Origin of the sequence: Micromonospora sp. DT233, from assembly GCF_049841815.1 — a bacterium.
Taxonomy (GTDB): Bacteria; Actinomycetota; Actinomycetes; order Mycobacteriales; family Micromonosporaceae; genus Micromonospora.
In genome coordinates this window covers 210,728-236,348 of sequence record NZ_JBNCLB010000005.1, presented here as the reverse complement: position 1 = coordinate 236,348, position 25,621 = coordinate 210,728, and the positions used below count along the sequence as shown (strand labels likewise).

Annotated in this window: 20 protein-coding genes; 11 read left to right on the top strand and 9 right to left on the bottom strand. The window is 74.2% G+C overall.

The genetic code is table 11. The features are described 5' to 3' along the window. The first annotated feature begins 121 nt into the window (after window positions 1–121). The 3 genes from ACLQ2V_RS14825 (at window position 122) to ACLQ2V_RS14815 (ending at window position 3,326) form a co-directional block, all read left to right on the top strand. Window positions 122–1,246 carry a sensor histidine kinase gene (locus ACLQ2V_RS14825; protein ID WP_425719043.1) on the top strand — a complete coding sequence of 375 codons (1,125 nt, stop codon included), beginning with the start codon at window positions 122–124 and terminating at the stop codon, window positions 1,244–1,246. Continuing rightward, on the top strand, window positions 1,243–1,908 hold the full coding sequence (locus tag ACLQ2V_RS14820) for a response regulator (protein ID WP_425719042.1): 666 nt from the start codon (window positions 1,243–1,245) through the stop codon (window positions 1,906–1,908). The genes ACLQ2V_RS14825 and ACLQ2V_RS14820 overlap by 4 nt, the downstream gene beginning before the upstream one ends. A 440-nt stretch (window positions 1,909–2,348) precedes the next feature. Further along, the gene (locus ACLQ2V_RS14815) at window positions 2,349–3,326 is read left to right on the top strand and encodes an alpha/beta fold hydrolase (RefSeq protein ID WP_425719041.1); all 978 of its coding nucleotides are present in this window, start codon (window positions 2,349–2,351) and stop codon (window positions 3,324–3,326) included. On the opposite strand, the gene ACLQ2V_RS14810 is transcribed toward ACLQ2V_RS14815, so the two are convergent. Beyond that, entirely contained in the window at window positions 3,255–4,631 is a 1,377-nt protein-coding gene (locus ACLQ2V_RS14810; RefSeq protein ID WP_425719040.1) for an NYN domain-containing protein, read from the bottom strand. The genes ACLQ2V_RS14815 and ACLQ2V_RS14810 overlap by 72 nt on opposite strands. Window positions 4,632–4,673: 42 nt before the next feature. Beyond that, window positions 4,674–5,960, bottom strand: coding sequence for a helix-turn-helix domain-containing protein (locus tag ACLQ2V_RS14805; RefSeq protein WP_425719039.1), 1,287 nt, complete (start codon window positions 5,958–5,960; stop codon window positions 4,674–4,676). 312 nt (window positions 5,961–6,272) lie between these two features. Here ACLQ2V_RS14805 and ACLQ2V_RS14800 point away from each other — a divergent pair, with 312 nt between their 5' ends. The 3 genes from ACLQ2V_RS14800 (at window position 6,273) to ACLQ2V_RS14790 (ending at window position 7,594) form a co-directional block, all read left to right on the top strand. Next, window positions 6,273–6,497, top strand: coding sequence for a winged helix-turn-helix domain-containing protein (locus ACLQ2V_RS14800; RefSeq protein ID WP_425719038.1), 225 nt, complete (start codon window positions 6,273–6,275; stop codon window positions 6,495–6,497). A 93-nt stretch (window positions 6,498–6,590) separates the two neighbouring features. Further along, complete coding sequence (locus tag ACLQ2V_RS14795; protein ID WP_425719037.1) at window positions 6,591–6,941, top strand: hypothetical protein; 351 nt, start codon at window positions 6,591–6,593, stop codon at window positions 6,939–6,941. Then, on the top strand, window positions 6,941–7,594 hold the full coding sequence (locus ACLQ2V_RS14790; protein WP_425719036.1) for a nucleotidyl transferase AbiEii/AbiGii toxin family protein: 654 nt from the start codon (window positions 6,941–6,943) through the stop codon (window positions 7,592–7,594). The genes ACLQ2V_RS14795 and ACLQ2V_RS14790 overlap by 1 nt, the downstream gene beginning before the upstream one ends. A 118-nt stretch (window positions 7,595–7,712) precedes the next feature. On the opposite strand, the gene treZ is transcribed toward ACLQ2V_RS14790, so the two are convergent. From treZ to glgX, 3 genes are read right to left on the bottom strand one after another with little or no spacing between them, the layout of a single operon-like run. Further along, a complete protein-coding gene (gene treZ / locus ACLQ2V_RS14785) occupies window positions 7,713–9,494 on the bottom strand; it encodes a malto-oligosyltrehalose trehalohydrolase (RefSeq protein ID WP_425719035.1) in 1,782 nt (593 codons plus the stop codon). Next, window positions 9,491–11,824, bottom strand: coding sequence for a malto-oligosyltrehalose synthase (gene treY, locus ACLQ2V_RS14780; protein WP_425719034.1), 2,334 nt, complete (start codon window positions 11,822–11,824; stop codon window positions 9,491–9,493). Before treY ends, treZ begins: the two co-directional genes overlap by 4 nt. 3 nt (window positions 11,825–11,827) lie before the next feature. Then, complete coding sequence (glgX, locus tag ACLQ2V_RS14775; protein ID WP_425719033.1) at window positions 11,828–13,948, bottom strand: glycogen debranching protein GlgX; 2,121 nt, start codon at window positions 13,946–13,948, stop codon at window positions 11,828–11,830. Window positions 13,949–14,272: 324 nt separating this feature from the next. Between glgX and ACLQ2V_RS14770 the strand changes: the two genes are divergently transcribed. Next, on the top strand, window positions 14,273–15,670 hold the full coding sequence (locus ACLQ2V_RS14770) for a glycosyltransferase family 4 protein (protein ID WP_425719032.1): 1,398 nt from the start codon (window positions 14,273–14,275) through the stop codon (window positions 15,668–15,670). A 122-nt stretch (window positions 15,671–15,792) separates the two neighbouring features. Here the strand turns inward: ACLQ2V_RS14770 and ACLQ2V_RS14765 are convergent, their stop codons facing one another. The 4 genes from ACLQ2V_RS14765 to ACLQ2V_RS14750 all read right to left on the bottom strand — a co-directional run bounded on the left by ACLQ2V_RS14765 (window position 15,793) and on the right by ACLQ2V_RS14750 (window position 20,945). Beyond that, window positions 15,793–17,076 carry a citrate synthase gene (locus tag ACLQ2V_RS14765; RefSeq protein ID WP_425719031.1) on the bottom strand — a complete coding sequence of 428 codons (1,284 nt, stop codon included), beginning with the start codon at window positions 17,074–17,076 and terminating at the stop codon, window positions 15,793–15,795. 232 nt (window positions 17,077–17,308) lie between these two features. After that, complete coding sequence (locus tag ACLQ2V_RS14760) at window positions 17,309–19,357, bottom strand: sulfatase-like hydrolase/transferase (RefSeq protein WP_425719030.1); 2,049 nt, start codon at window positions 19,355–19,357, stop codon at window positions 17,309–17,311. Next, window positions 19,350–20,780, bottom strand: a complete 1,431-nt coding sequence (locus tag ACLQ2V_RS14755; RefSeq protein WP_425719029.1) for a class I SAM-dependent methyltransferase — start codon at window positions 20,778–20,780, stop codon at window positions 19,350–19,352. The genes ACLQ2V_RS14760 and ACLQ2V_RS14755 overlap by 8 nt, the downstream gene beginning before the upstream one ends. 15 nt (window positions 20,781–20,795) lie before the next feature. Next, complete coding sequence (locus tag ACLQ2V_RS14750; RefSeq protein ID WP_425719222.1) at window positions 20,796–20,945, bottom strand: hypothetical protein; 150 nt, start codon at window positions 20,943–20,945, stop codon at window positions 20,796–20,798. 277 nt (window positions 20,946–21,222) lie between these two features. Here ACLQ2V_RS14750 and ACLQ2V_RS14745 point away from each other — a divergent pair, with 277 nt between their 5' ends. From ACLQ2V_RS14745 to ACLQ2V_RS14730, 4 genes are read left to right on the top strand one after another with little or no spacing between them, the layout of a single operon-like run. Then, complete coding sequence (locus ACLQ2V_RS14745; protein ID WP_425719028.1) at window positions 21,223–22,200, top strand: asparaginase; 978 nt, start codon at window positions 21,223–21,225, stop codon at window positions 22,198–22,200. Beyond that, window positions 22,197–23,228 (top strand): zinc-binding dehydrogenase, encoded by a 1,032-nt coding sequence (locus ACLQ2V_RS14740; protein WP_425719027.1) that lies wholly within the window; start codon window positions 22,197–22,199, stop codon window positions 23,226–23,228. The genes ACLQ2V_RS14745 and ACLQ2V_RS14740 overlap by 4 nt, the downstream gene beginning before the upstream one ends. Further along, a complete protein-coding gene (locus ACLQ2V_RS14735) occupies window positions 23,225–24,688 on the top strand; it encodes an MmgE/PrpD family protein (RefSeq protein ID WP_425719026.1) in 1,464 nt (487 codons plus the stop codon). Before ACLQ2V_RS14740 ends, ACLQ2V_RS14735 begins: the two co-directional genes overlap by 4 nt. Continuing rightward, window positions 24,682–25,620, top strand: a complete 939-nt coding sequence (locus ACLQ2V_RS14730; RefSeq protein ID WP_425719025.1) for a polysaccharide deacetylase family protein — start codon at window positions 24,682–24,684, stop codon at window positions 25,618–25,620. The genes ACLQ2V_RS14735 and ACLQ2V_RS14730 overlap by 7 nt, the downstream gene beginning before the upstream one ends. The last annotated feature ends 1 nt before the right edge of the window (window position 25,621 follow it).

Genomic DNA, 25,621 nt, shown 5'->3' with positions numbered 1-25,621 from the left:
TCCGTCCACGGCATCGACTCCGGCCTCCGGCCGATACCTTGGTATCACCCCGGGCGTACGGCTGTGCCGACGTCGCCCGCGCCGCGTGCCACGACCGCCCGCCGCTGCCTACGCTGAGAGCGTGCGGGTGCAAACGCGGCGGGTGACGCTGGTCGACGCCGGCAGCGCGCTGGTGGCGGTCGCCGGCTGCGTGCTGCTGGGCGTCGCCGGCCTTGCCGGATGGCAGTGGTCGGCGGCAATGGCCGCGCTGCTGGCGATCCGCCGCGCGGCGCCGGTGGCCATGCTCGTCCTGGTGGCCGTCGTCTCCGGGGTGCACGTGCTGCTCTCGCAGAGCTTCATGTTCCCCGGCGACCTCGTCAGTCTCGTCGCCGTCCACGCCGTCGCCGCGCACGCCCCGGGCCGGCTGCGCCACGCCGGGTTGCTCCTCGGCGCGGCCGGTGCCGTCCTGGTCGTCGGCCATGCGCTGCACGAGCACCGGCCGGGCGCGGCGCTGCCCGCTGTCCTGATCGTGGCGACCGCCCTGGCGGCCTGGTCGACCGGGCTCATGCAACGCCAGCAGCGCATCGCCGTCCGGCACGCGGAACACCGGCGTCGGCTCGCCGAGCTGGACAGCGCGACGCGCGCCCAACTGGCGGTCCACGAGGAGCGGACCCGGATCAGCCAGGAGATGCACGACATCATCGCGCACTCGCTCGCCTCGATCATCGCCCAGGCCGAAGGCGGCCGGGTCGCCGCCCGCGCGGACGCGCTCGTCGCCGGCCCGCTGTTCGACCGGATCGCGGGCATCGGCAGGGAGGCCCTCTCCGACGTCAAGCGGCTGCTCACGGTCGTCGACCACGACGCCCACGACCGGCACGCCAAGGGCCTGCGCGAACTGCCCGAGCTGCTGGCCAGCGTCGCCGCCGCCGGCCTCGACGTGACCACGTCGGTCGAGGGCCGGGCACACTCCCTCGCCCCCGGCATGGACCTCGCCGTCTACCGGGTGATCCAGGAATGCCTCACCAACGTGCTCAAACACTCGCCGCGCCCGCAGGCGCAACTGCACATGGGCTGGACGTCCACCCTGCTCACCGTCAGCGTCACCAGCCCGGCTGCGGAGCGCCACCCGATGGTGGAGGGTCGGGGCCTGTCGGGCATCCGGCAGCGCTGCGCGCTCTTCACCGGCGAATGCGCCGTCACCGGCGACGCCGGGCTGTTCACCGTGACCACCACCTGGCCACTGGCCCCGCAGGGAGCGGCATCATGACCGAGGCCCCCGTCACCGTGCTCATCGCCGACGACCAGGACCTGGTCCGTACCGGGTTCGCCCTCGTCGTCGACTCCGCGCCCGACCTGCGGGTGGTCGCCACCGCCGCCACCGGGACGGAGGCGGTCGCCCTCGCCGCCCGGCATCGGCCGGACGTCGTCCTGATGGACATCCGGATGCCGCAGACGGACGGCATCACCGCCACCCGCGCCATCCTCGCCGCCGCACACCGCCCGAAGATCATCGCCCTGACCACGTACGACAGCGACGACTACGCGACCCGCATCCTGAGCGCCGGGGCCCGTGGATACCTGCTCAAGGACACCACCGCGGAGGGCCTCGTCGCCGCGATCCGGACGGTCCATCGCGGCGGCTCGGTCATCGCCCCCTCGACCACCCGACGGCTGGTCAGCGCCCACCACCCGGCCGGCGCCCGCACGGCACCATCGCCGGCGGCACCGACGCTGGCCACCTTCACGGCCCGCGAACGCGACGTGTTCGAGCTGATCGTGGTCGGGGCCAGCAACGCCGAGATCGCCGCGCGGCTGCACCTGGCCGAGGTCACCGTGAAGACCCACGTCGGCCGGGTGCTGGCCAAGCTCGGCGTGCGGGACCGGGTCAACGTGGTGATCTGGGCATACCGCAACGGCGCCGCCCGCTGAGCCCTCCGCCCGCTGGGTCCTCCGCCCGCCCGGCCCTGCCCGCCCGCGCCGTGTGCGGGATGTTGTGCCATCCAGGCGCTGTCAGAGCGCCTTGTGCCGCACATGGAGTCGATCAATCCTCCCCGCAGCGTCCATCCCGTAATGCAGGCTCGTTTTCCTGCGATTCAGGACAGCAAAGGGGCCTTGACGAATTCTGACCCTGGGCGAGCCCCAGCACCTGTGTCACGGGGCGGCCGACAAGCGTCGCCGGCTGCGGCACGCCAGCCGGCACCGGCCGCGGCACCCGACCGCAGCGATCACCGTACGTGCACGCCACGGCCGCCCCCACGCGCCGCCCCGGGACGCGACCCGACCTGCCCAGCGGGCCCTGTCCGGTGCCGGCCAGGCGCGTACGCCGCGCCTGACCGAACGTGTCGTACGCCGGTCGTAGGGTCACCGGCATGACGAAGAGTGAGACGCGCACCCTGGCCGCGCCCGGCGCCGACCTGGTCTACGACGTGCGCGCACCGCACTCCGGGCCCGGCGGGCACCGCACGTTGCTCATGATCGGCCAGCCGATGACCGCCGACGGCTTCGCCACCCTCGCCGGGCACTTCACCGACCGCACAGTGGTCACCTACGACCCCCGGGGCCTGGGGCGCAGCGCGCGCACCGACGGCCGGTCGGCGCACACTCCGCAGCAGCAGGCGGCCGACCTGCACCTGCTGATCGAGGCGCTCGGCACCGGCCCGGTCGACGTCTTCGGCAGCAGCGGCGGCGCGGTGACGGCGCTCGAGCTGGTCGCGGCCCATCCCGGCGACGTCGGCACGCTGGTGGCGCACGAGCCGCCGATCAACGCCGTGCTCCCCGACGCCGCTGCCGCCGAGCGCGCCCAGGCCGCCTGCTACGAGGCGTACCAGGCCGGGGGCTTCGGCGCGGGGATGGCCGCGTTCATCGCGATGACCTCGTGGCAGGGCGAGTACTCCGGCGCCTACTTCGCCCAGCCCGCGCCCGACCCGGCGGCCTTCGGCCTCCCGACCACCGACGACGGCAGCCGCGACGACCCGCTGCTGTCGGCGGCCTCCTCGGCGATCACCGACTACCGGCCCGACGCGCGGACGCTCACCGCCGCCCCGACCCGGGTCGTGATCGCGGTCGGCGAGGAGTCGGCCGGGACATACACCGCGCGCACGGGCGCCGGCATGGCGGTGCTGCTCGACCAGGAGGCCACGGTCTTCCCGAGCCACCACGGGGGCTTCCTCGGCGAGGAGTTCGGCCAAGCCGGCAAGCCCGACGAGTTCGCGGCGCGGCTGCGTCAGGTGCTGGCCGCCGGCCGAGCGCGTCCGGCGGCGGCAGGAGCCGACCGCTCAGCCCGTGGGCAGGCCGGGCTCGCCGCCGCCGTGCGAGGAGTCCCCGTGCGAGGAGCCGCCGTGCGGTGAGTTCCCGTCCGGTGCGCCGTCGTGCTGCGGTGCGCCCAGCCAGGCCCGGACCGTCCTGATCTCGTCCTCCGACAAGGTGATCTCCGCGGCGTCGGTGCGGTCGAGGACGTTGCTCACGAAGGCCGCGCAGATCTCCTCGGCCGTCGGCGGCGGTTGGCGGTGCAGCGGGCAGCCGCCGAACGACGTGCCTCGCACGACGAACGCGACGGCGTTGCGGCTGACGGGCAGCCCCTGATCGCGCAGCTGGTCCCGACACCAGCCGGTGCACTCGGTCAGGTTGAACCGGTGGGAGCGGGCGTAGTCGGCGAGCGCCTGGTAGATCGCCGGCCATTCCGCCTCGGGCAGTCGCGGCAGGTCGAGCTGGCTGGCCACGCGCTCGACGGGCTCGGGGAGCACGATGCGCGACGGCGTGGCACCGGGTGCCTCCCGAGCCGAGTGGCGGCTGTCGTCCCAGAGGTAGTGCTGCGACATCTGCAGGTTCGGCAGCTTCAGGCTGGCGACCGCCCGGGCGAAGGTGCCGAAGCCGAACCAGTTGCTGTCGGCGACCGCCTGACCGAGCTGCGTGCGCAGCCGCAGGGCGAGCGCGGCCATGTTCATCGGCTCGGACGCCGCCTGGTACTCGCGGGTGGTGGCCGACCGGAACGCCTCGTACGCCTCGCTCTGATCCGAGGCGACGTCGACCACACGATCGCCGAATTCGGCGTCGACGGCGTCCGCTTCGATGTCGCTGTCGATGTCGTCGTCGACGTCGACCGGCTCGCCCTGGACCAGCGCCAACAACTGCTGGCTGTCGAGGACCCGATCGGCGATCGCGGTGAAGGCCTCGGCCGCGTCGGCCGGTGACACGATGGTGGTCCGCCGGTCGGAGCGGCGCAGCCGCTGCAGCAGCGGCGTCATGTCGGAGTCACCGGAGGCGACGACGAACTCGTCGTACCGGGTGTCGGCCGACAGGGCGTCGACGGCATCGACGACGATTCGGATGTCGGCCGCGTTCTTCGTCCCGTTGTAGCGGGGGCAGTCGATGACGTCGAACCCGGCGCGGACGAACCACGGCCGGAACTTCGAGAAGTACAACCGGCTCTGCTCCCCCGCCGCATCCGTGTGGTAGACCCACCCGGCGGGGTTGAGGTAGCAGCGCAGGAGCAGCCAGCGGCGCGGCGCATCCGTCGTGGCCGCCGTCGACAACCGGCGCACCCACGCCCCCGGATTGCTCGCGAACTCGACCGCGACCTCGGGGTCCAGCTTGTGCAGCCCGCTGAACACGTTGTCGAAGTCGAGGTAGAGCGCCGTTCGGACGTAGTTCACGAGCGCAACCTACCAACGCCGCGAACATCTCCTCTGGCCCGGTCACCGGGTGAGGCCCATCAGCGTCGCCAGCCGCGCCACGCCGGCCGGCACCGGCCGCGCCCGCGCCGCCTCCACGAGCACCCTGCGCGCCACCGGCCGGCACCGCACCTCCGCCGGCGCGACGCCGTCCGCGTCGACCAGCGCCCGCCCGGCCCGGCCCAGGTCGCCGACCAGCAGGTACGCCCGCGCCACGTCCACCAGGTACGCCGCCCGGTGCTCCGTCGGCAACCGCCGCCACGCGTCGTCGCGTACCACCTGCTCGTGGCGGCCGATCGCCGTCGCGGCCTCCCCCAGCTCGACCGCCGCCACCACCCGGGCCACCTCCACGGCGACCGGCCCGAAGCCGGTCCGGTACGGGTCGTCGCCGGCCCCGAGCCGGTCGGCGAGCCCGGCGGCGCGGTCGGCCAGCTCCGCGCTCCGGCCGGCGTCGCCGCACCCGGCGGCGGCCAGCGCGCCCTGGATCAGCAGCGCCCCGTGCACCGGCACCGGCGCGAGCAGGCGGGCGGCCTCGGCCGTCACCGCCAGCGCCAACCGGCCGCGCCCCAGCCCCCGCAACGCCTGGCCGACCGAGAGCGCCGCCGACGCCGCCGACATCGGGTCCGCGTCGGCCACGGCCACCGCCCGGTCGGCGGCCAGCCACCCGAGGCCGGCCTCACCGAGCTTGACCAGCACCGCCGAGGCGACCCGGTACGCCTGCACCAGCAGCTCCGGCGCGTCGGTGCGCAGGCCCCGGGCGGCGTCGAGGAGCCCCGGCAGCAGCCGCACCACCTGCGCGTAGTGCGCGTGCTGGAAGCTCAGCCAGGCGTGCTCCACCTGCCGGCCCACCTGCTGCGCCGACGCCGTGGGGCGGCGGATGTCGTAGCGGGCCAGCGCCGCGCGGAGCTCGTCCACCCCGTCGGGCACGCCGGCTGCCGGCGACGGCGGTCGGCCGTCGAGCAGCAGCAGCGAGTCCACCCGCAGCACCTCCGCGACCTCCTGGATCACCGGGTACCGGTCCAGCGGGCGCACGCCTCGCTCGACCTTGTCCACCCAGCTCTTCGACCGGCCCAGCCGATCCGCGAGCATCTGCTGCGTCATCCGCCGCCGCATCCGCCAGCGGGCCACCCGCCGCCCGATCGGCTCGTCAGCGCTGCCACGTCGCCACCGCCGATCCGGCACCGCGCGGGTGGCCTCCTCCACCGGTACGCGCTCCGCCTCGGCCAGGTCGAGCAGCCGCTGCACGGCGGCCTCCCGCTCGGCCGCCTCGGCCCGCTCGGCCCGGCTCCGCGCCGCCTCGTCGTTTTGCATCCGCCACCTTCCCTCCAACCGGGCGAGGAACCTCGCCCACCGGATCGGCCAACCGCTCCCGCGACCGTGAACGCGACGGGCCGGCCTGCAAGCGAACGGCCGCTGCGCTGCCGTCTCGGCCGCGATACGGAGCCGCAGGCACCCACATCGAAGGCGGGCACCTGCGGCGGGACGCCCTGCCGCCAAGCTGGGCAACCCACAGGCAACATAAGACGCAATGTGCGCAGAGTCAACACCTGACGCACATAGCGTTGTAGGTAAGGCCCTCGGTGTGATCTGCTTGGACCAGCCGCCAAGCTGGGAGTACCACCGATGTCTGAAGCCGCCTACTTACAGGTCACCCGCGACATCCGGGAGCAAATCAGCTCCGGCACGTTGAAGCCGGGCGAAAAGCTGCCGTCGTTCGCCGCCCTGTGTGAGCACTACAAGGTCAGCAACACCGTCATTCGCGCCGCCATGCTCCTACTCAAGGCCGAAGGGCTCCTTGACGGCCGGCAGGGCAAAGGCGTGTACGTCGCCGACCCGCTTCCCCAGTAGGGCGGGCACCGAAGGCCGATGCCCCACTCGAGTCCCCCGGACGTCCGGGTGTCCGTGCGCCTCCTGGCCCGCGCAAAGGGTTACGCTGGGCTTATGGGTGCCACCCCGATCCACGCAGCCCGGCGGTACCAGAGTCGGCCGGGGCGCTGCGCCGTGGTCGTCAACGACCTGGCCGCCCTATGCGGGCCGACCGAGGGTGTCGTCGAACTGCCGCACCGGCTGCTGTGGCGGCCGGACCGACACGTCGACCTCGGCCAGGAGTGGGCACTCAGCTCGCTGTACGAGATCGTGCTGACCGAAGCGGTACGGACCGACGAGCTGTGTGCCTGGCTCGACGGCCCGACCCTGGTCCGGGTCTGGAGCGATCTTTACCTGCCCCGAGGCGTGCGCCGCGCATGGGAGGAGCGCCACCCGGTGCTGCGACAGGCCGTGGCCGCTGCCTGATGGCCGATCCCGAGCACACCGAGATCGCGCGTGTCGCCCTCTCCGTGGCCAAGCAGCACGGGTTCGCTCTCGGTGGGGGCTTGGCGTTGGTCCTGCACGGTGTCGTCGACCGACCAACCGAGGACGTCGACACCTTCACCGACCGTGACGGTGGCGTCGCTGCTGCAGCCAAGGCCGTCGAGGAGGCGCTCCGCACGGCCGGCTTCCAGGTGACCCAGGTCGATGACGACAGCGAGCTTCCGGCGCTCATCTACGGCCTTGACGAACACATTACGGAGTGGGAGATCCAGCGGGGCGACCGGGTGGTCCGGCTGAGCCTCTCCTCCCAGGCGCGCCTGCACGCTCCGGTGGCGATGGAGGTGGGGCCGGTGATGGACCTGCCCGACCTCCTCGCTTGGAAGGTCACCGCGCTCGTAGGCCGGGCGCGCGAGCGCGACTACATCGACGTGGCCGCCGTGCTGGACAGGTACACGCCAGCGCAACTGCTGGCCATGGCCCGCCGGATGGACCCAGGGCTTGAGGACGAGGACGTGCCGGTCGTGGGGCGACGCCTGGACAGGATGCCCGACGAGGCGTTCGTGCCCTATCAACTCACTCGGGACGACGTGGCGGAGCTGCGCCGACGTTTTGCCACCTGGCCCCGTACGCCCTGAGCCCTGGCAGCCGCACCGGTACCGGACTCACCGCCACAGCGAACAGGCCCGATTGGGTGCGTTCCTTGTCGCTGTAGCGACAAGAAACGCACCCGAAGCTCGTAGGGCTTCGACGCGGTTACAGGGCGACGATCGCCGCCGTCTCCGCCGGCAGGTCGATGCGGTCCCGGGTGACCGTGACGCCCTCCCCCGTGGCCAGCAGCACCCGCCTCGCCACCCCCGGCAGGGTGACCCGCTGCCGCTTGCCGGCCAGGTTCGCCACCACCAGCGTCTCCCCCCGCCGCATGACCAGGAACCGGTCCCCGTGCCGCACGTCGACGGCGTCCAGCCGGGGATCGGAGAGGTCGGCGCGGCTCTTGCGCAGGGCGATCAGCCGGCGGTGGAAGTCGTACATCTGGCGGTGTTCGGGGTCGTCGAGCTCGGCCCAGTCGAGCCGCGAGCGGACGAAGGTCTGCTCGTCCTGCGGGTCCGGCACGTCGCCGGGCGGCCAGCCGTGGGCGGCGAACTCGCGGCGGCGGCCGGTGGCCACGGCGGTGGCCAGCTCCGGCTCGGGGTGGCTGGTGAAGAACTGCCAGGGGGTGCTGGCCGCCCACTCCTCCCCCATGAAGAGCATCGGGGTGAACGGGGCGGTGAGCAGCAGCGTCGCCCCCACCCGCAGCAGCGCGGGCGAGAGCGTCGCGGAGATCCGGTCGCCGGTGGCGCGGTTGCCGATCTGGTCGTGGTTCTGCAGGTACGCCACGAAGCGGTGGCCGGGGGTGCGCTGGCGGTCCACCGGGCGGCCGTGGGCGCGCTGGCGGAAGCTGGACCAGGTGCCGGTGTGGAAGAACGCCCCGGTGAGCACGTCGGCGAGGCAGTCCAGCGAGCCGAAGTCGCCGTAGTAGCCCTGCCGTTCCCCGGTGAGCAGGGTGTGCAGGGCGTGGTGGGCGTCGTCGTTCCACTGGGCGTGCAGGCCGTACCCGCCGGCCTCCCGGGCCGTGACCAGCCGGGGGTCGTTGAGGTCGGACTCGGCGATCAGCGACAGCGGCCGGCCCAGGTGGGTGGAGAGGGTCTCCACCTCCGTCGCGATCTGCTCCAGCAGGTGGGTGGCGCGGGAGTCGGGCATGGCGTGCACGGCGTCGAGGCGCAGCCCGTCGACGTGGTAGTCGCGCAGCCACATCAGGATGCTGTCGAGGATGTAGCGACGCACCCCGTCGGAGTGCGGGCCGTCGAGGTTGACGGTGCGGCCCCAGGTGTTGCTCTGCGCGGTGAGGTACGGCGCGAACATCGGCGCGTAGGCCCCGGAGGGCCCGAAGTGGTTGTAGACGACGTCGAGGATCACCCCCAGGCCCCTGGCGTGGGCGGCGTCGACGAAGCGTTTCAGCCCGTCCGGGCCGCCGTAGGGTTCGTGCGGGGCGTACCAGCAGACCCCGTCGTAGCCCCAGTTGTGCTGCCCGTTGAAGGCGTTGACGGGGAGCAGCTCGATCAGGTCGACGCCCAGGTCGACCAGGTGGTCGAGGCGTTCGATGGCGGCGTCGAAGGTGCCCTGCGGGGTGAAGGTGCCGATGTGCAGCTCGTAGAGGACGCTGCCGGGCAGTTGCCGGCCGGTCCAGCCGGCGTCGCTCCACTCGAACGCCGCGTGGTCGTAGCGGCGGCTCGGGCCGTGCACGCCCGCCGGCTGCCAGGGCGAGCGGGGGTCGGGCAGCGCCCGGTCGTCGTCGCCGAGGACGAACGCGTAGTCGGTGCCGGGGCCGGCGGCGGGCACCTCGACCCGCCACCAGCCGTCCGGGCCGACGCGCATCTCGTGGTCGCCGGCGCCACCACCGGCCCCGCCACCACCGGCACCGCCACCGTCGTCGCCGGCGCCGGGCAGGCGCAGCCGGACCCGGGCGGCCTCGGGCGCCCACACCGTGAACTCGGTCATGACGAAGCCTCCACGGGGGCGGTGGTGGGCGCCAGCAGCGCGACGGGGTAGGTGGCCAGCAGGTCGGCCAGCGGGGTCGACCCGCCGCCGTGCACCCGGCCGGTGAACAGGTCGGTCAGCTCGCCGTCGGGCAACGTCACGGTGGTGGCGCCCCAGCCGCCGGCACGGGCCAGGCCCAGCGGCAGCCGGGTGGCGACAGCGACCACGCCGCCCCGGTCGAAGGCGACCGCGTGGGCGGCGGCGGGCCCGTGGGCGGGCAGCGGGCGGTAGCCGGTGAAGAGCTCCGGGCGGTCGCGGCGCAGCCGCAGGGTCCGCGACACCACGAGCAGCTTCGCCGCGCCGTCGGCGGCCACCGCCGGGGGCCCGCCGGCGTCGAGCCGCGCCAGCAGCTCCCGGCGTACGGCGAAGTCGACCGGGCGGCGGTTGTCCGGGTCGACCAGGGAGTTCTCCCACAGCTCGGTGCCCTGGTAGACGTCGGGCACCCCGGGCATGGCGAGCTGGACGAGCTTCTGCCCCAGCGAGTTGGACCAGCCGGCTGCGGTGATCTCGGCGACGAACGCGCTCAGCTCGGCGTGCAGCGCCGGGTCGTCGTAAATCCGGTCGACCAGGGCGTGCATGGCGTGCTCGAAGTCGGGGTCGGGGTCGGCCCAGCTGGTGGCGACCGACGCCTCCCGGGCGGCCTTCTCGGCGTACGCGTGCAGGCGTTCCCGCTCGATCGGCCACGCCCCGACGGCGGTCTGCCAGAGCAGGTGGGCGAAGGCCGGGTCGGGCAGCGGCGCGGCGGCGGTCCACCGGTCGACCAGCTCGGCCCAGCGGCCGGGCAGCTCCGCCAGCACGGCGAGCCGGGCCCGGACGTCCTCGCCACGCTTGGTGTCGTGGGTGGAGAGGGCGGTCATCGTGGCCGGCCAGCGGGCCTGCCGGTCGGCGGCGAAGCGGTGGAACTGCGCCGGTGGGGTGCCGAAGTGGGCGGGGCTGCCGCCGACCTCGTTGAGGGCGACGAAGCGGCTCCACCGGTAGTAGGCGGTGTCCTCGACGCCCTTGGCCATCACCGCGCCGGTGAGCTGCGGGAAGCGCCGGCCCAGCTCGTCGTCGGGGTCGCGCAGCCGGCGGGTGATCGCGTCCAGGGCGGCGGCGAGGTCGGGGCAGCGGCGGCCGGCCTCGGCGCGGGCGGCGGCGAGGTGCCCGGCGCCGTGCGGCGGGTACCCCCGGTAGACGGGGAAGCAGGCGGCCAGCTCGGCGAGGGCGGCGCGGGCGTCGTCGGCGGGCAGGTCGGGGGCGAGCGCGGCGAGGCGGGTCAGCTCGGCGGCCAGCAGCCGGGTGGCCGCCTCCAGCTTGGTGTCGTGGGTCAGATCCTGCCAGGAGGTGTGCCGGCCGGTGAGCCGGGCGTCCAGGGCGGTGAAGTCGCCCTCGGCGGCTGGGTCGACGAAGAGCCCGCTGACGGCGGCGAGGGCGTCGTAGCCGGTGGTGCCGTCGACCGGCCAGTCGGGCAGCTCCTCGCCGTACTCCAGGATCTTCTCCACCAGCAGCCACGCGTCGGGCGCGGCGGCGCGCAGCCGGGCCAGGTAGTCGGCGGGGTCGCGCAGCCCGTCGGGGTGGTCGACGCGGATGCCGTCGACCTCGCCGGCCGCCACCCAGCGCAGGATCTCCGCGTGGGTGGCGGCGAAGACCGCCGGGTCCTCCACCCGCAGCCCGGCCAGGTCGGACACGGCGAAGAACCGGCGGTACGTCAGCTCGCGGTCGCCGCGCCGCCAGGAGACCAGCTCGTAGTGCTGGCGGTCGTGCACCTCGCGGGCGGTCCCGTCGCCGGTGCCGTCGGCGATCGGGAAGCGGTGCTCGTGGTAGCGCAGCTCCCCGTCGACGGCCTTGAGGTCGTCGAGGGCGTCCGGGGTGTCGGCGAGCACCGGCAGCAGCAGCCGGCCCCGCTCCCAGTCGATGTCGAACCAGCTCGCGTACGCGGAGTCGCGGCCCCGGCGCAGCACGTCCCACCAGGCGGGGTTGGCCGCCGGGCGGGCCACCCCGGCGTGGTTGGGCACGATGTCGACGACCAGGCCGAGCCCGGCGGCGCGCAGCGCCGCGAGCAGCCGCAGCCGGCCGGCCTCCCCGCCCAGTTCGGGGTTGACCGCCCGGTGGTCGACCACGTCGTAGCCGTGCGCGGAGCCGGGGGTGGCGGTGAGCAGGGGCGCGCTGTAGAGGTGGGTGACGCCGAGGTCGGCCAGGTAGTCGGCGAGGCCGGCGGTGGTGTCGAGGTCGAAGCCGGGGCGGATCTGCACCCGGTAGGTCGCGCCGAGGCGGGGGCGCGGGGCGTCGGGGGTGTCAGGGGTGTCGGGCATGGGTCAGACCGTCCTCTCCAGGACCACCAGGGAGCGGTCGGGGACGCAGATCGTGCCGCCCGCCTCGACGAGGGTCGGCTTCTCCGGCTCCGGTTCCGCGGTGCTGATCACCAGTTCCCAGCTCCGGCCGAACTCCTCGCCGGGGAGGGTGAAGTCCAGCGCGGCGTCGTGGGCGTTGAAGCAGAGCAGGAACGAGTCGTCGCGGTGGCGCTGGCCGTACTGGCCGCGTTCGGGGATGCCGTCGCCGTTGACGAAGAGCGCCACCGAGCGGCCGAAGTCGTTGCCCCAGTCCTCGCCGGTCATCTCCCGGCCATCGGGGGTGTACCAGGCCAGGTCGGGCAGGGCGGAGCCGGCGGCCCGGCCGCCCACGGGCAGGCCGGTGAAGAAGCGGCGGCGGCGGAACACCTGGTGGCGGCGGCGGAAGTCGACCAGCCGGCGGACGAAGTCCAGCAGCGGGGCGTCGACGGCGTCCCAGTCGACCCAGGCCAGCTCGCTGTCCTGGCAGTAGGCGTTGTTGTTGCCGCGCTGGGTGCGGCCCACCTCGTCGCCGTGGCCGATCATCGGCACGCCCTGGGAGAGGATCAGGGTGGCCAGGAAGTTGCGCCGCTGCCGGGCCCGCAGGGCCAGCACGCCCTCGTCGTCGGTGGGCCCCTCGGCGCCGCAGTTCCAGGACCGGTTGTGGCCCTCGCCGTCGCGGTTGTCCTCCCCGTTGGCATCGTTGTGCTTGTCGTTGTAGGAGACCAGGTCGTTGAGGGTGAACCCATCGTGACAGGTGACGAAGTTGATGCTGTGGAAGGGGCGGCGGCCGTCGTCCTGGTAGAGGTCGGCGGAGCCGGAGATGCGGGAGGCGAACTCGGCGAGGGTGGCCGGCTCGCCGCGCCAGAAGTCGCGCACCGTGTCGCGGTACTTGCCGTTCCACTCGGTCCACACCGGCGGGAAGTTGCCCACCTGGTAGCCGCCGGGGCCGACGTCCCACGGCTCGGCGATCAGCTTGACCTGGCTGACCACCGGGTCCTGCTGGACCACCTCGAAGAAGGTGGAGAGGCGGTCGACCTCGTAGAACTCGCGGGCCAGGGTGGCGGCCAGGTCGAAGCGGAACCCGTCGACGTGCATCTCGGTGACCCAGTAGCGCAGCGAGTCCATGATCAGTTGCAGGGAGTGCGGGCTGCGCACGTTGAGGCTGTTGCCGGTGCCGGTGTAGTCGACGAAGTACCGCCGGTTCTCCTCCGAGAGCCGGTAGTAGCTGGGGTTGTCGACGCCCTTGAAGCTCAGCGTCGGGCCCAGGTGGTTGCCCTCGGCGGTGTGGTTGTAGACCACGTCGAGGATGACCTCGATGCCGGCGGCGTGCAGCGCCTTGACCATGCCCCGGAACTCCTGCACCTGCTGGCCGAGGTGGCCGAGGGCGGAGTAGCCGTGGTGCGGGGCGAAGAAGCCGATCGTGTTGTAGCCCCAGTAGTTGCGCAGCCCCAGGTCGGTCAGGCGGTGGTCGTGCACGAACTGGTGCACCGGCATCAGCTCGACGGCGGTGATCCCGAGCTGCTTGAAGTAGTCGATCATGACCGGGGAGGCGATGGCCGCGTACGTGCCGCGCAGCTCCTCGGGGATGTCGGGGTGGCGCATGGTCAGCCCGCGCACGTGGGCCTCGTAGATCACCGAGTGGTGGTACGGGGTGCGCGGCGGGGCGTCGTTGCCCCAGTCGAAGTAGGGGTTCACCACGACCGACTTGGGCAGGTACGGCGCGGAGTCGGTCTCCGACATCCGGTCCGGGTCGCCGCCCACCTCGTAGTCGTAGACGGCGGCGTCCCACTGCACGTCCCCGTCGACGGCCTTGGCGTACGGGTCGAGCAGGAGCTTGTGCGGGTTGCAGCGCACCCCGTTGGCCGGGTCCCACGGGCCGTGCACCCGGTAGCCGTAGCGCTGCCCCGGCCCGATGCCGGGGATGTAGCAGTGCCAGACGTAGGCGTCGACCTCGCGCAGCTCCACGCGGCGCTCCGCGCCGGTGTCCCACTCGTCGAACAGGCAGAGCTCGACCCGCTCGGCCACCTCCGAGAAGATCGCGAAGTTGGTGCCCATCCCGTCGTAGGTGGCCCCAAGGGGGTACCGCTCGCCCGGCCAGACCTGCATGTCGCTCCTTAGCCCATGATGATGAGCGCTGCCGTCGGGGCGGACCCCCACGACAGCGCACGCCGCTAATGCCCCGGCGCCGGCTCGCCCAATCCACCCGATGGTGCCGTAACCGATTGCGCCCGCCTGATGCCGCCTCACCCGTTCAGGTGGTCTTCGTCACGTTCCCGGCTCTCAAGGTGCGGTTCCCGCCCCGATGCCCTTTCCTTGGTGCGGGGGCGTGGAGCAGTACGCGCCCTCACTCGGCCTCTCGGCCATCCCTCACCACGTCCTCACGTCGACATCGCTGTCGGCGCGTTTCACCATGCACAGACGGAGTTCGATGTGACGACTTTGCGGGCAGGCCAGCAGACCACCATCAACCGGGCCTGCCGGCCCACCTTCTCCTCCCGTCCGGCCGTCCCGTCGGCCGCCGGCACCGGGGTGCCCCCGCAGACCCGCCGCATCCTGATGCTCTCCTGGGAGTACCCGCCGGTGCTCGTCGGCGGCCTCGGCCGCCACGTCCACGCCCTCTCCGTCGCCCTCGCCGCCGCCGGCCACGAGGTCACCGTCGTCACCCGCCACACCGACGGCGCACCCCTCGAGGAATACGCCGACGGCGTACGCATCCTCCGCGCCGCCGAAGACCCCGTCACCTTCCCCCTCGCCACCAGCAGCCTCCTCGCCTGGACCATGGCCTTCAACCACACCCTCACCCGCGCCGCCCTGCGCGCCTGCGAATCCGGCACCTACGACGTCGTCCACGCCCACGACTGGCTCGTCGCCCACACCGCCATCACGCTGCGCGACCACCTCGACGTCCCGCTGGTCACCACCATCCACGCCACCGAGGCGGGCCGGCACCAGGGCTGGCTGCCCGAGGAGATGAACCGCACCATCCACGGCGTCGAACACTGGCTGAGCACCGAGTCCAACCGGGTGATCGTCTGCTCCAGGTACATGCGCGACGAGGTCGGCGCGCTCTTCGACGTCCCCGGCAGCCGGGTCGACGTGGTGCCCAACGGCGTCGAGCCGCACCGCTGGAAGGTGCCGACGGCGGCGGTCGCCGCGGCCCGGTCCCGCTTCGCCGCCGACGGCCCGCTGGTCACCTTCGCCGGCCGGCTGGTCTACGAGAAGGGCGTGCAGCACCTGATCGCCGGGCTGCCCCGGCTGCGCGAGCGGCACCCGGGGCTGCGCGCGGTGATCGTCGGCGACGGGCCGTACAAGCCGGCCCTGGAGGCCGAGGTGCAGCGGCTCGGTCTCGGCGGCGTGGTCAGCATGCCGGGCTTCCTCGGCGGCACCGACCTGCCGGCGGTGATGGCCGCCTCGGACTGCTTCGCGGTGCCGAGCATCTACGAGCCGTTCGGCATGGTCGCCCTGGAGGGGGCGGCGGCCGGCGCGCCGCTGGCCGTCTCGGCGACCGGCGGGCTCGCCGAGATCGTCGACCCGGGGGTCACCGGGATGACCTTCGCCCCGCAGGACCCCGACGACCTGGCCGAGGCGGTGCACGCCCTGCTGTCGGACCGCGAGCGCGCCCGGGTGCTGGCCCGCCGGGCCCGCGTCATGGTCAACGAGCAGTACGGCTGGGCGGCCATCGCGCACCGCACCACCAACGCCTACGCCGCCGCGATCGCCAAGGCCCCGGCGTTCATCGCCGAGCGCGCGGAGCGGCGGATGAGCGGGGGCCGCGCCCCGGCGCGGATCGCCGAGGGCAACCTGCTGGCCGCCGCCGGCCTGCGCTGAGCAGGGCTGGCCGGTTCCGCTGCCTCGTGCGCGTAGCCGGCCAGGTCCCAGAGCAGAACGGCGAACGGGCCGCGCACCCCGCAGGGGGTAGCGGCCCGTTCGCCGTTCGTGGCGCCGGTCGGTCAGCGCTCCGTCAGCGAGGTGTACGCCCGCTCCGGGGAGCCGACGTAGAGCTGCCGGGGACGGCCGATCTTGGTCTCCGGGTCGTTGATCATCTCGCGCCACTGGGCGATCCAGCCGGGGAGCCGGCCCAGGGCGAAGAGCACGGTGAACATCTTCGTCGGGAAGCCCATGGCCTTGTAGATCAGGCCGGTGTAGAAGTCCACGTTCGGGTAGAGCCGGCGGGAGACGAAGAAGTCGTCGGCGAGGGCGATCTCCTCCAGCTGCATCGCGAGGTCCAGCAGCGGGTCCGGCTTGGCCATCCGGCCGAGCACGTCCTGGGCGGCCTTCTTCACGATCGCGGCACGCGGGTCGTAGTTCTTGTAGACCCGGTGGCCGAAGCCCATCAGCTTCACGCCGTCCTGCTTGTCCTTGACCTTGCGGACGAAGGACGCGACGTCGCCGCCGTCGGCGTGGATCTTCTGGAGCATCTCCAGCACGGCCTGGTTCGCCCCGCCGTGCAGCGGGCCGAAGAGCGCGTTCACGCCGGCCGAGACCGAGGCGAAGAGGTTGGCGTTGCTGGAGCCGACCAGCCGCACGGTCGACGTGGAGCAGTTCTGCTCGTGGTCGGCGTGCAGGATGAACAGCATGTCCAGCACCTTGGCCATCACCGGGTCGACCTCGTACGGCTCCGCCGGCACGCCGAACGTCCCGCGCAGGAAGTTCTCCACGTAGCCCAGCGAGTTGTCCGGGTACAGCAGCGGCTGCCCGATGGACTTCTTGTACGCGTACGACGCGATGGTGGGGACCTTGGCCATCAGCCGGACCGTCGACATCTCGACGTGGGCGGGGTCGAACGGCTCCAGGCTGTCCTGGTAGAAGGTCGAGATGGCGCTGACGGCCGAGGAGAGCACGGCCATCGGGTGCGCGTCGCGGGGGAAGCCGTCGAAGAACCGGCGCATCTCCTCGTGCAGCAGCGAGTGCCGCCGGATCCGCTCGCTGAACTCGGTCAGCTCCTGCTGGCCCGGCAGCTCGCCGTAGATCAGCAGGTAGGAGACCTCCAGGAAGGAGGACTTCTCGGCCAGTTGCTCGATCGGGTAACCCCGATACCGCAGGATGCCCGCGTCACCGTCGATGTAGGTGATCGCGGAGGAGCAGGCCGCGGTGTTGACGAAACCGGGATCGTACGTGGTCGTCCCGGTTTCCTTCAGGAGCTTGCTCACACCGATGCCGGCGGGGCCCTCGACCGCCGCATGCACCGGCATCGACAGCTGCCCACCGGGGTGATCGAGCTTGACTTCCGTCATGTGTTCCTCGCTTCGCCGGCAGATCTACGTTGAAATTGCCTTCGCATTCACGGTAAACACGGTTGCGGCGACGCCGCCCGCCGTGGTTCGGCGGTGAGGCATGCGTCACCCGGTTCCCGGCCGGCGGGCGGGGAAACCCGAAGGGCGCGCGGGCCACCCCGAACCGGGGCGAAACGGTTTGTTTCCCCCGATCGGTCGGCCCGGGAAGCGCGGGCCGCAGGGGGCAAAACTCTCAGGAAACACTCAGCTGACGAAGCGTGTCGCCGGGGCCGACCCGGTAGACCTCCAGGCGGTTCGCGCCCGCGCGGAACAGCCGGTCGTCGGGGAGGAAGGCGACGAAACGGCCCTCTCCGGCCTCGCCGGGCAGCACCGGGACGACCGCGCCGACCCGGCCGTCGACGGCGACGGCCAACAACGTGCCCTCGGGCACGGCGGCCGGCACGGCGCCCCGGACCAGCGCCGGCAGCCGCCCGGTGTCGGGGTCGACGGCCTCGAACGCGGCCAGGTCCGCCACCCGGGCGACGACGCCGGTGGTGGGCACCTGCCCCACCGTGGTCCCCACCAGGCGGTGCGGCGTCGGCGGCGGCACCGGGGCGGGCACCCCGCCGGGGAGGGTGACCGGCTCGCCGGGCCGGTCGTAGAAGCGCTTCTCGGCGCGCTCGCGCGGGGCCTGCCGGGCGGAGCGCCCGTCGACGCGCCACGGGATCCGCACGTGCGCGTGGTCGGCGACGGTGGGCAGCAGGTCGACGTGTTCCCAGTTGCGGTCGTCGACCCGGCCGGCGCGCTGGCCGGGTTCCTTGACGAACGTCGGCACCCAGGCCACCTGCCCGGCCGCCGCCCGCAGCGCGGCCAACCCGCGCCCCTGCGCGCCGGCGGCGAAGCTGACCCCGTGGTCGGCGGTGACCGCCACCAGCGCCCGGTCGTAGAGGCCGGTGGCGCGCAGGGTGCGCAGCGTCTCGCCGATCAGCCGGTCGGTGTAGCCCAACTGCGCCAGGTGCCGGGCCCGCGCCAGCTCCACCCAGCCCGGGCCGTCATTGGGCAGGTCGTCGGGGGCGGCGTAGCGGGCTCCCGAGGGCAGGAACTGCCACGGCGCGTGCGGCATCAGCAGGTGCAGGAAGTGCAGGGTCGGCCGGTCGCTGGGGCGCAGCCCGGCCAGGAACGCGGTGAACCGGGCCGGCTGGTTGTCGTCGAGGCTGTCCCAGCGGAACTTCGGGTCGGCCGGCACCGGCTCGGCGGCGTCCAGGCCGGCCTCGGCGGCGGTCGGCTCCCGGTAGGACTCCTCCGGGTCCGCCGCGCTCTGCACCGGGGCGGTGATCCCGCCCAGCAACTTGCCGCTTTCCCGCACCAGCGCGCCCAGCCCGGGGTGGGGGCCGGGCGGGGCCTCGCAGCGGCTGGGCGGGCAGAGCCGGGTGATGCTCTCCTGCGCCCGGATGTCGTACCGGCCGCCGAGGGCGGTGAAGAGGTTCTCCGGGTACTGCGAGTAGTGCGGGGCGACCGGCCGCGCCGGGTACCGGCCGGTGAGCAGGGCCGGCAGCGCGTACGGGGTCCAGCCGCTGACCCCGGTGGCGTTGCGGTACCAGGTGGAGCCGGCGGCCAGCTCGGCGAAGTGCGGGTAGCGGGCGGCGTCGACCCGGCCGTCCGGGCCGAGCAGGGAGACCAGCGGCAGCTCGTCGAGGACCAGCAGCACCACCGGGGGGTGCCCGCCCGGCTCGGCCACCCCGGCCGCCCCGGCGGGGCCGCGCGGCAGCAGCACCGCCGAGGTCGGGGAGAGCACGACGAAGAGGGCGACGAAGACCAGCGGGCCGGCGGCGGCCACCCGCAGCACCCGGCCCGGCGCGCGCCACCGCCGGTGCGCCGCCGCCCCGGCGGCCCCGAGCGCCGCCGCGACCACCAGCAGCGGTACGCCCCGCAGCGCCGTGCCGTGCCGCCCCACCTGCACGGCGAGCGCGGCCAGCAGCAGCCCGACCGTGCCGGTGTGCGCGCCGGCCCGGACCGCCCGCCCGGCCAGCCCGCTCGCCGCGCCGAGCCCGGCCACCACCAGCGTGGGGGCCAGCGCGATCAGGGCCACCAGGGCCACCATCTCGCCCCGGGTGGCCCGGTGGAACAGGAAGAAGTCGGGGGTGCGGCCCAGCACGTCCAGCATCGGCTGGGTGACCACCAGCCCGACCAGGGCCACCAGCTCCAGCAGCCGCCCCGCCTCGGCCCGCCACCCACCCCACCGACCCGCCCACCGCCCCGGGCGCCCCGACGCCGGGCCGGAGGCCGGCGCCGGGTCAGCCACCCACCACCGCCTCGTAGAGCGTGCGGGTGCCCGAGGGCAGCTCGGCGCGGTGCGCGATCCGGCAGCGGGCGGCGAGCAGCCGGGCGAACTGATCGGGCCGGTAGTCGCCGAAGAGGCCGGGCGGCTTGTTGGCCAGCAGCCGTCGGGCCATCGGGTCCTCGGGGTGGACGAACTCCACCAGCAGCCGCCCGCCGGGGACGCAGGCGTCGGCGAGCTGGTCGACGATCTGGGCCAGCGGCACGTTGCGCCCGATCGCCAGGTGGTGCACCACGGCCAGGGCCAGCACCACGTCGGCCCGCGCCCGGGTGCCGAAGGCGGCCCGCTCGACGCCGCGCCAGCCGCCGCCGGGCGACGGGTCGGCCAGGTCCAGCACCAGCGGCAGGACCCGCCGCTGCTCCTCGGCGCGCAGCGCGGCGTACACCTGGTCGACCACGGCCGGGTCCTGCTCGACGGCGACGACGTAGCCGGCGTGGCGGGCGGCGAGGCGGGCGTACCGGCCGTCGTTCGCGCCGAGGTCGAGCACCAGCCCCGGCGGCGGCCCGGCGCTCAGCGCGGCGACCACGAAGCGCTCCTTGGCCGCCCGGTCCCCCGCCGAGTACGTGCAGGTGCGCTGGTAGTCGGCCCAGTGGCTCGGGGCGTGGCGCGGGGCCAGCCGGCGCACCAGCCGCTCGATGCGGCGCACGGCGGCCAGGGCCAGCTCGCGGGAGTACCCGGCGGTGCGCAGCTGCGCCCGCACGTCGCTGGTGGTCGCGGCGGCGTGCCGCTGCTGCATCGCGGAGTGCAGGTGCACGTGGGTGGGCACGCCGGGCAGCAGCCGCCGGGTGCCGGTGAAGAGGCGGCGCATCTGCTCCGCGGAGATGCCGTCGACCTGGGCGCGTAGCCAGGGCTGGAAGTCCACCCCGAGATGGGCGGTGAGCAGCAGCGGGTAGAGCAGCGTCTGGCAGAACTGGCGATAGCCGGCCCAGGGCTCGCCGTCGCGGGCCGGCTCGAACGAGCCCACGTCGATGAAGACCGGGCGGGTCCCGTGCCACTGCAGGTTGTAGGCCGAGCCGTCCTTGGTGGTGAAGCCGGCCGCCAGCGCCGCGCGCAGGATCTCCAGGTGCAGCAGCGCGGCGTCGCGCAGCATCCCGAACGACCACTCGTACGGGTGGGAGACGAACGGGACGCGCTCGTGGCGCAGCACCGCCGCCCAGGGCGCGCCGTCGGGGGCGCGGAACGGGGTCGGGTCGACCGGTTCGGTGCCGCAGACCTTGCCGGCGGCGATCAGCTCCGGGAAGAAGCCGCTGCCGCGCAGGGCCCGCCAGTGCTCGGCCGCCCCCGCGTCGAGCCCGCGCAGCACCGCGCCGTCGGCGTAGAAGACGCGGTTGGCCGGGTCGCGGAAGGAGCCGGGTTCGACCCGGACGCCGGCGTCGGGAATCGTCATCGCCGGTGCGTCCGGTCAGGACGGGTCGGTGGGCCGGCGGCGGAACCGGGTGGTGAGCCGACGCCAGTAGAGCTTCGCGGCCACCGCCACTCCGGCCGCCCCGCCGACCACCGCCTGCACGATCAGGCTGCCGGAACCCGCGTCCAGGTAGGCCAGGTGCATCACGGCCCGCTCCTTCCTCTCGCCGTCTCGGAGCCGGCTGCCACCGACACCCAACTGGGTGGCATTTGCGATGGAAAGCCGGCCTTGTCCCATTGCCACCGTACGCGAAGAACAGCCGCGTCGAGGCCACACCGGCCACTCCGCCGCCGCCCGCTCCCGCCCGGACGCCGCAGACGCGAATTTGTTGCCGGTCCACATTCCCGCAGCTCTTGTGGTGAGCGAACGTTTGTGCAACCGTCTTCGCCAAGTGAGCAATCGTTTGTTCAGGAGGGTGGAACGGGTGCGGATCGCAGTGCTGGCAACCGGCGGGACGATCGCGTCGCGGCGGGATCCCGACGGCGGACTGGCGGTGACCGACTCCGTCGCCGACCTGCTGGGGGAGCTCCCGGTCCCCGCCGGGGTCGAGGTGTGCGGCTTCGACCTGTCCCGCCGCCCGAGCTTCACCCTCACCCTGGACGACATGCTGGCCACCGTCCGCCAGGTGCGCGCGAAGCTGGCCGACGGATTCGCCGGGGTGGTCGTCACGCACGGCACCGACACCCTCGAGGAGGCGGCGTACCTGACCGCCCAGCTCACCGACCGCGACGCCCGGGTCGTGCTCACCGGCGCCCAACGCGGCGCCGACGAGCCCGACTCCGACGCCCGCCGCAACATCACCGACGCGATCCGGGTGGTCGCCGCGCCGCACCCGGTCGGCACGGCGATCGTGCTGGGCGGGGTGGCCTGCGCCGCGGTGGAGAGCCGCAAGGTGCACACCTCCGCGGTGTCGGCGTTCTCCGGGGGCACGGCCGGCGTCCTGGCCCTGGTCGACCCCGACGGGGTCCTGCGGCTCTCCTCGGCCGCCCGGGGCAGCCACTACGCCGCCCACCCCGTGCCCGATCGGCTGCCCCGGGTCGACCTGGTCAAGCTCGTCGCCGGGGTGGACGGCACCCACCTGCGGGCCTCGTTGGACGCGGGCGCCGCCGGAATCGTCGTGGAGGCGTTCGGCGCGGGCAACGCGCCGCCGGCCGTGGCCCAGGCCGTCCGCGAGGCCGACCGGCGCGGCGTGCGAGTCGTCGTCACCAGCCGGATCGGCGCCGGCCGGGTCCGGCCCATCTACTCCGGCGGCGGGGCCGAACTCGCCCGGGCCGGAGCGATCTTCGCCGGTGACCTCACCGGCACCCAGGCGCGGGTGGCCCTCTCCCTCGCCCTGGCCATCGAGGAACCCGGCGCCGTGCCGGGGGCCCTGCACGACATGGTGGAAGGACGTCGACCGTGAAGACCGAAGCCGTGATGTTCGACCAGTACGGCGGCCCGGAGGTGCTGACCCGCACCGACGTCGAGCTGCCGGCGCCCGGGCCCGGCGAGGTGATGCTGCGGGTGCTGGCCGTCGCCGTCAACCACCTGGACGCCGACCTGCGCGGCGGGGTCTCCCGGATGCCGCTGCGCCTGCCGCACGTGCTGGGCCGGGAGGTCGTCGGAGTGGTGGAGCAGGTCGGCCCCGGGGTGGTCGACCGGCGGCCGGGCGACCGCGTGCTGGCGCTGCCCAACACCCCCTGCGGGACCTGCGACCGGTGCCTGTCGGGCCTGGCCAACCTCTGCGCCCGGGCGGACATGCCGGGCGTCACCCGGTGGGGCGGCTACGCCCGGCACGCCGTGGTGTCGGCCCACGGCCTGCTGGAGATCGGGGACCTGGATCCGGTGGTGGCCGCCGCCACGCCCATTTCCTTCGGCACGGCGTGGCGGACCCTGTACTCCATCGGGCGGCTGGCCCCGGGCGACTGGGTGCTCGCGCCGGGCGCCGCCGGCGGACTGGGGCACGCGGTGGTCCAGCTCGCCAAGCTCGGCGGCGCCCGGGTCGTCGGGCTGGTGGGTGACCCGGCGAAGGCCGACTTCGTCTCCTCCCTCGGCGCCGACGCGGTGCTCAGCACCAGGGAGCACGACTGGCCGGCGACGGCCCGCGAGATCACCGGGGGCGCGGGCTTCGACGTGATCGTCGAGCACATCGGCGGCGAGGTCTTCGAGGCCGCGCTGGGCACCCTCGCGCCGACCGGCCGGCTGATCGTCGGCGGTGGGCACGCGGGCGAGCACCCCCGGCTCGACCTCATCCAGACCTTCCGCAACGAGTACGAGCTGCGCGGGTCGCGCAGCCAACGCCCCGACGAGATCGCCCGGGTGCTGGACCTGGTGGCCACCGGACGGCTCGCCCCGCGCGTCGACGTGGTGCTGCCCCTGGCCGACGCGGCGCGGGCGCACCAGGCGATGGCCGACCGGCGGGTGCTCGGCAAGCAGGTGATCACGCCGTGAACCGCGCGGAGCACCACGTCGGCGGGGTGCCACCCACCGCCCGGCCCGGCGACGTGCTGGCCGAGCTGGTGGCGGCCGGCGTGGCCGCGGCCGACGCCCTGCTCGACACCGCCGCCGGGCAGGCCCAGGTGCGGCGGGTCGCCGCCCGGCTGACCGCCAACGCGGCGGCGGCGGCCGGCCACCTTCCCGCCGGGTTGGCCGCCGACGGCACCCCCGACGGGCGCTGCACCGTGCTCCCCGCGTCCGGCGGGACCGACCAGCCGGCCCGGGCGGCGGCCGTGACGGCGGCGGCGATCACCACCAGCCAGTGCGACGAGGGGCTGCGGGAGTCCCGGGGGCACCCGGGGCTGCACGCGTACGCCGCCGGCCTGGCCGCCGCCGAGGACGCCGACGCCAGCCTGTCGGTCTTCCTCCGCGCGCTGGCCGTCGGCTGGGAGGTGGGCGCGCGGCTGGGCCTGCTGCTCGGCGCGCCCCGGGCCGGGGTGCACCCGCACGGCGGCTGGGGCGCCGCCGCCGCGGCCACCGCGGCGGGGGTCGCCGTCGGGCTGGACACCGCCGCACTGACCACCGCGGCCAACCTGGCGCTGACCGTCGCGCTGACCGGCCCGGAGCCGTCGACCCGTCGCGGGCAGCCGGCACACCACCTGCTGCCCGCCCTCGGCACCGCCGGTGGGCTCTCGATGGCGTACCTGGTGCGCGACGGCTTCCCGGCGACCGACCCGGCGGTGGCCCACTTCGGCCGGATCGCCCACCAGGGCCCGCCCGCGCCGGCGGCGGCGAGCGCCGCGCTGACCGCCCGACCGCTGCTGCCCGAGGCCTACTTCAAGCCGGTGGGGGTGTGCGCGCACGCGCTGACCAGTTGGACGGTGGCCCGCGCGGTGGCGCGGGAGGTCCCGGCCGCCGACGTCGCGGCGGTCACGGTGCGCACCTACGCCGGGGCGGCCCTGCTCGCCGAGCGGTCCCCCGCCAACCGGCTGGCCCGGCAGTTCAGCATCCCGTGGGCGGTGGCCTGCGGGCTGCTCGACCTGGACCCGGGCGCCCCGAGCGGTCGCCTCCCCGACGAGCGGCGGGCGCTGGCCGCCCGGCTCGCCGAACGGGTCACCGTGCGCCACGACCCGGGCCTGGACGACGGCTACCCGGCCGGGCGACCGGCCGTGGTCGAGGTGACGACCCGCGCCGGCCGGCGGCTCGACGCGCGGGCCCGGTTCCACCCCGGGGACCGGGAGGAGCCGATGACGGCCGACGAGTCGGCCGCCGTCGACGCCGAGCTGCTCCGGGAACCCGCGGCGCCGGCCGGGGCCGCCGAACTGCTCCGGCGGTTGACCCGGGCGACCGGCGCCACCCCCCTGCGACACCTGACCTCGCTGGCACGCGGCGGGGCAGCAGATCTCACCGGCGGCCCACCCCCCGGCCCCGTCGGATCGCACACCCCCGGCAGAAAGGACATGACCCCATGGTGATCAAAGTCGAACCCGGCACCCAGCGGGACTTCGTCGGCTACGGCCCGGACCTGCCCCGGGTGGAATGGCCCGGTGGGGCACGGGTCGCGGTGAGCCTCTGCCTGAACTACGAGGAGGGCGCCGAGCACAGCCTCCTCGACGGCGACAGCGTCAACGAGTGGGTCGGCGAGATCTCGTACACCCCGACGAGCGCGGAGCACCGCGACCTCTCCCAGGAGTCCGTCTACGAGTACGGCAGCCGGGCCGGCGCGTGGCGGCTGATGCGGCTCTTCGAGCGGATGGGCACCCCGGTCACGGTCTACGGCTGCGCCGAGGCGCTGGCCCGGAACCGGCCCTTGGCCAGGGCCTTCGTCGCCGCCGGCCATGAGATCTGCGCGCACGGGCTGCGCTGGCGGGAGCCGTCGTCGATGACGGAGGCGCAGGAGCGCGAGGAGATCCGGCGGGCGGTGGAGCTGATCGGCGAGGTCTGCGGTGAACGGCCCGTCGGCTGGTACTCCCGGTACGCCCCCTCGGACCGGACCCGGCGGCTGCTCGTGGAGGAGGGCGGCTTCCGGTACGACTCGAACGCCTACAACGACGACCTGCCGTACTGGATGCGGGTGGGCGACGCGCGCCACCTGGTCGTGCCCTACACCCACACGTACAACGACGGCCGGTTCGCCTTCAGCCCCGGCTACGGCAACCCGACCGACTTCTTCGAGAACTGTCGACGCGGCATCGAGTACCTGTGGGAGGAGGGCGAGACCTCCCCCAAGATGATCTCGATCGGCCTGCACGCCCGGCTGATCGGGCAGGCCGGTCGCGCCTCCGCGCTGCGGGACCTCATCGCCTGGGCGCAGGAGCTGCCCGGGGTCTGGTTCGCCCGGCGACGGGACATCGCCGACTGGTGGTACGACCACCACCGCGACCTGCCGACCCACGGAGGTCAGTGAG

What these genes read in the sequence shown, in the direction of transcription:
- ACLQ2V_RS14820 (WP_425719042.1), top strand. Translation starts at nt 1,243, where the DNA reads ATGACCGAGGCCCCCGTCACCGTGCTCATCGCCGACGACCAGGACCTG.
- ACLQ2V_RS14815 (WP_425719041.1), top strand. Translation starts at nt 2,349, where the DNA reads ATGACGAAGAGTGAGACGCGCACCCTGGCCGCGCCCGGCGCCGACCTG.
- ACLQ2V_RS14805 (WP_425719039.1), bottom strand. Translation starts at nt 5,960, where the DNA reads ATGCAAAACGACGAGGCGGCGCGGAGCCGGGCCGAGCGGGCCGAGGCG.
- ACLQ2V_RS14800 (WP_425719038.1), top strand. Translation starts at nt 6,273, where the DNA reads ATGTCTGAAGCCGCCTACTTACAGGTCACCCGCGACATCCGGGAGCAA.
- ACLQ2V_RS14795 (WP_425719037.1), top strand. Translation starts at nt 6,591, where the DNA reads ATGGGTGCCACCCCGATCCACGCAGCCCGGCGGTACCAGAGTCGGCCG.
- ACLQ2V_RS14790 (WP_425719036.1), top strand. Translation starts at nt 6,941, where the DNA reads ATGGCCGATCCCGAGCACACCGAGATCGCGCGTGTCGCCCTCTCCGTG.
- treZ (WP_425719035.1), bottom strand. Translation starts at nt 9,494, where the DNA reads ATGACCGAGTTCACGGTGTGGGCGCCCGAGGCCGCCCGGGTCCGGCTG.
- treY (WP_425719034.1), bottom strand. Translation starts at nt 11,824, where the DNA reads ATGCCCGACACCCCTGACACCCCCGACGCCCCGCGCCCCCGCCTCGGC.
- glgX (WP_425719033.1), bottom strand. Translation starts at nt 13,948, where the DNA reads ATGCAGGTCTGGCCGGGCGAGCGGTACCCCCTTGGGGCCACCTACGAC.
- ACLQ2V_RS14765 (WP_425719031.1), bottom strand. Translation starts at nt 17,076, where the DNA reads ATGACGGAAGTCAAGCTCGATCACCCCGGTGGGCAGCTGTCGATGCCG.
- ACLQ2V_RS14755 (WP_425719029.1), bottom strand. Translation starts at nt 20,780, where the DNA reads ATGACGATTCCCGACGCCGGCGTCCGGGTCGAACCCGGCTCCTTCCGC.
- ACLQ2V_RS14730 (WP_425719025.1), top strand. Translation starts at nt 24,682, where the DNA reads ATGGTGATCAAAGTCGAACCCGGCACCCAGCGGGACTTCGTCGGCTAC.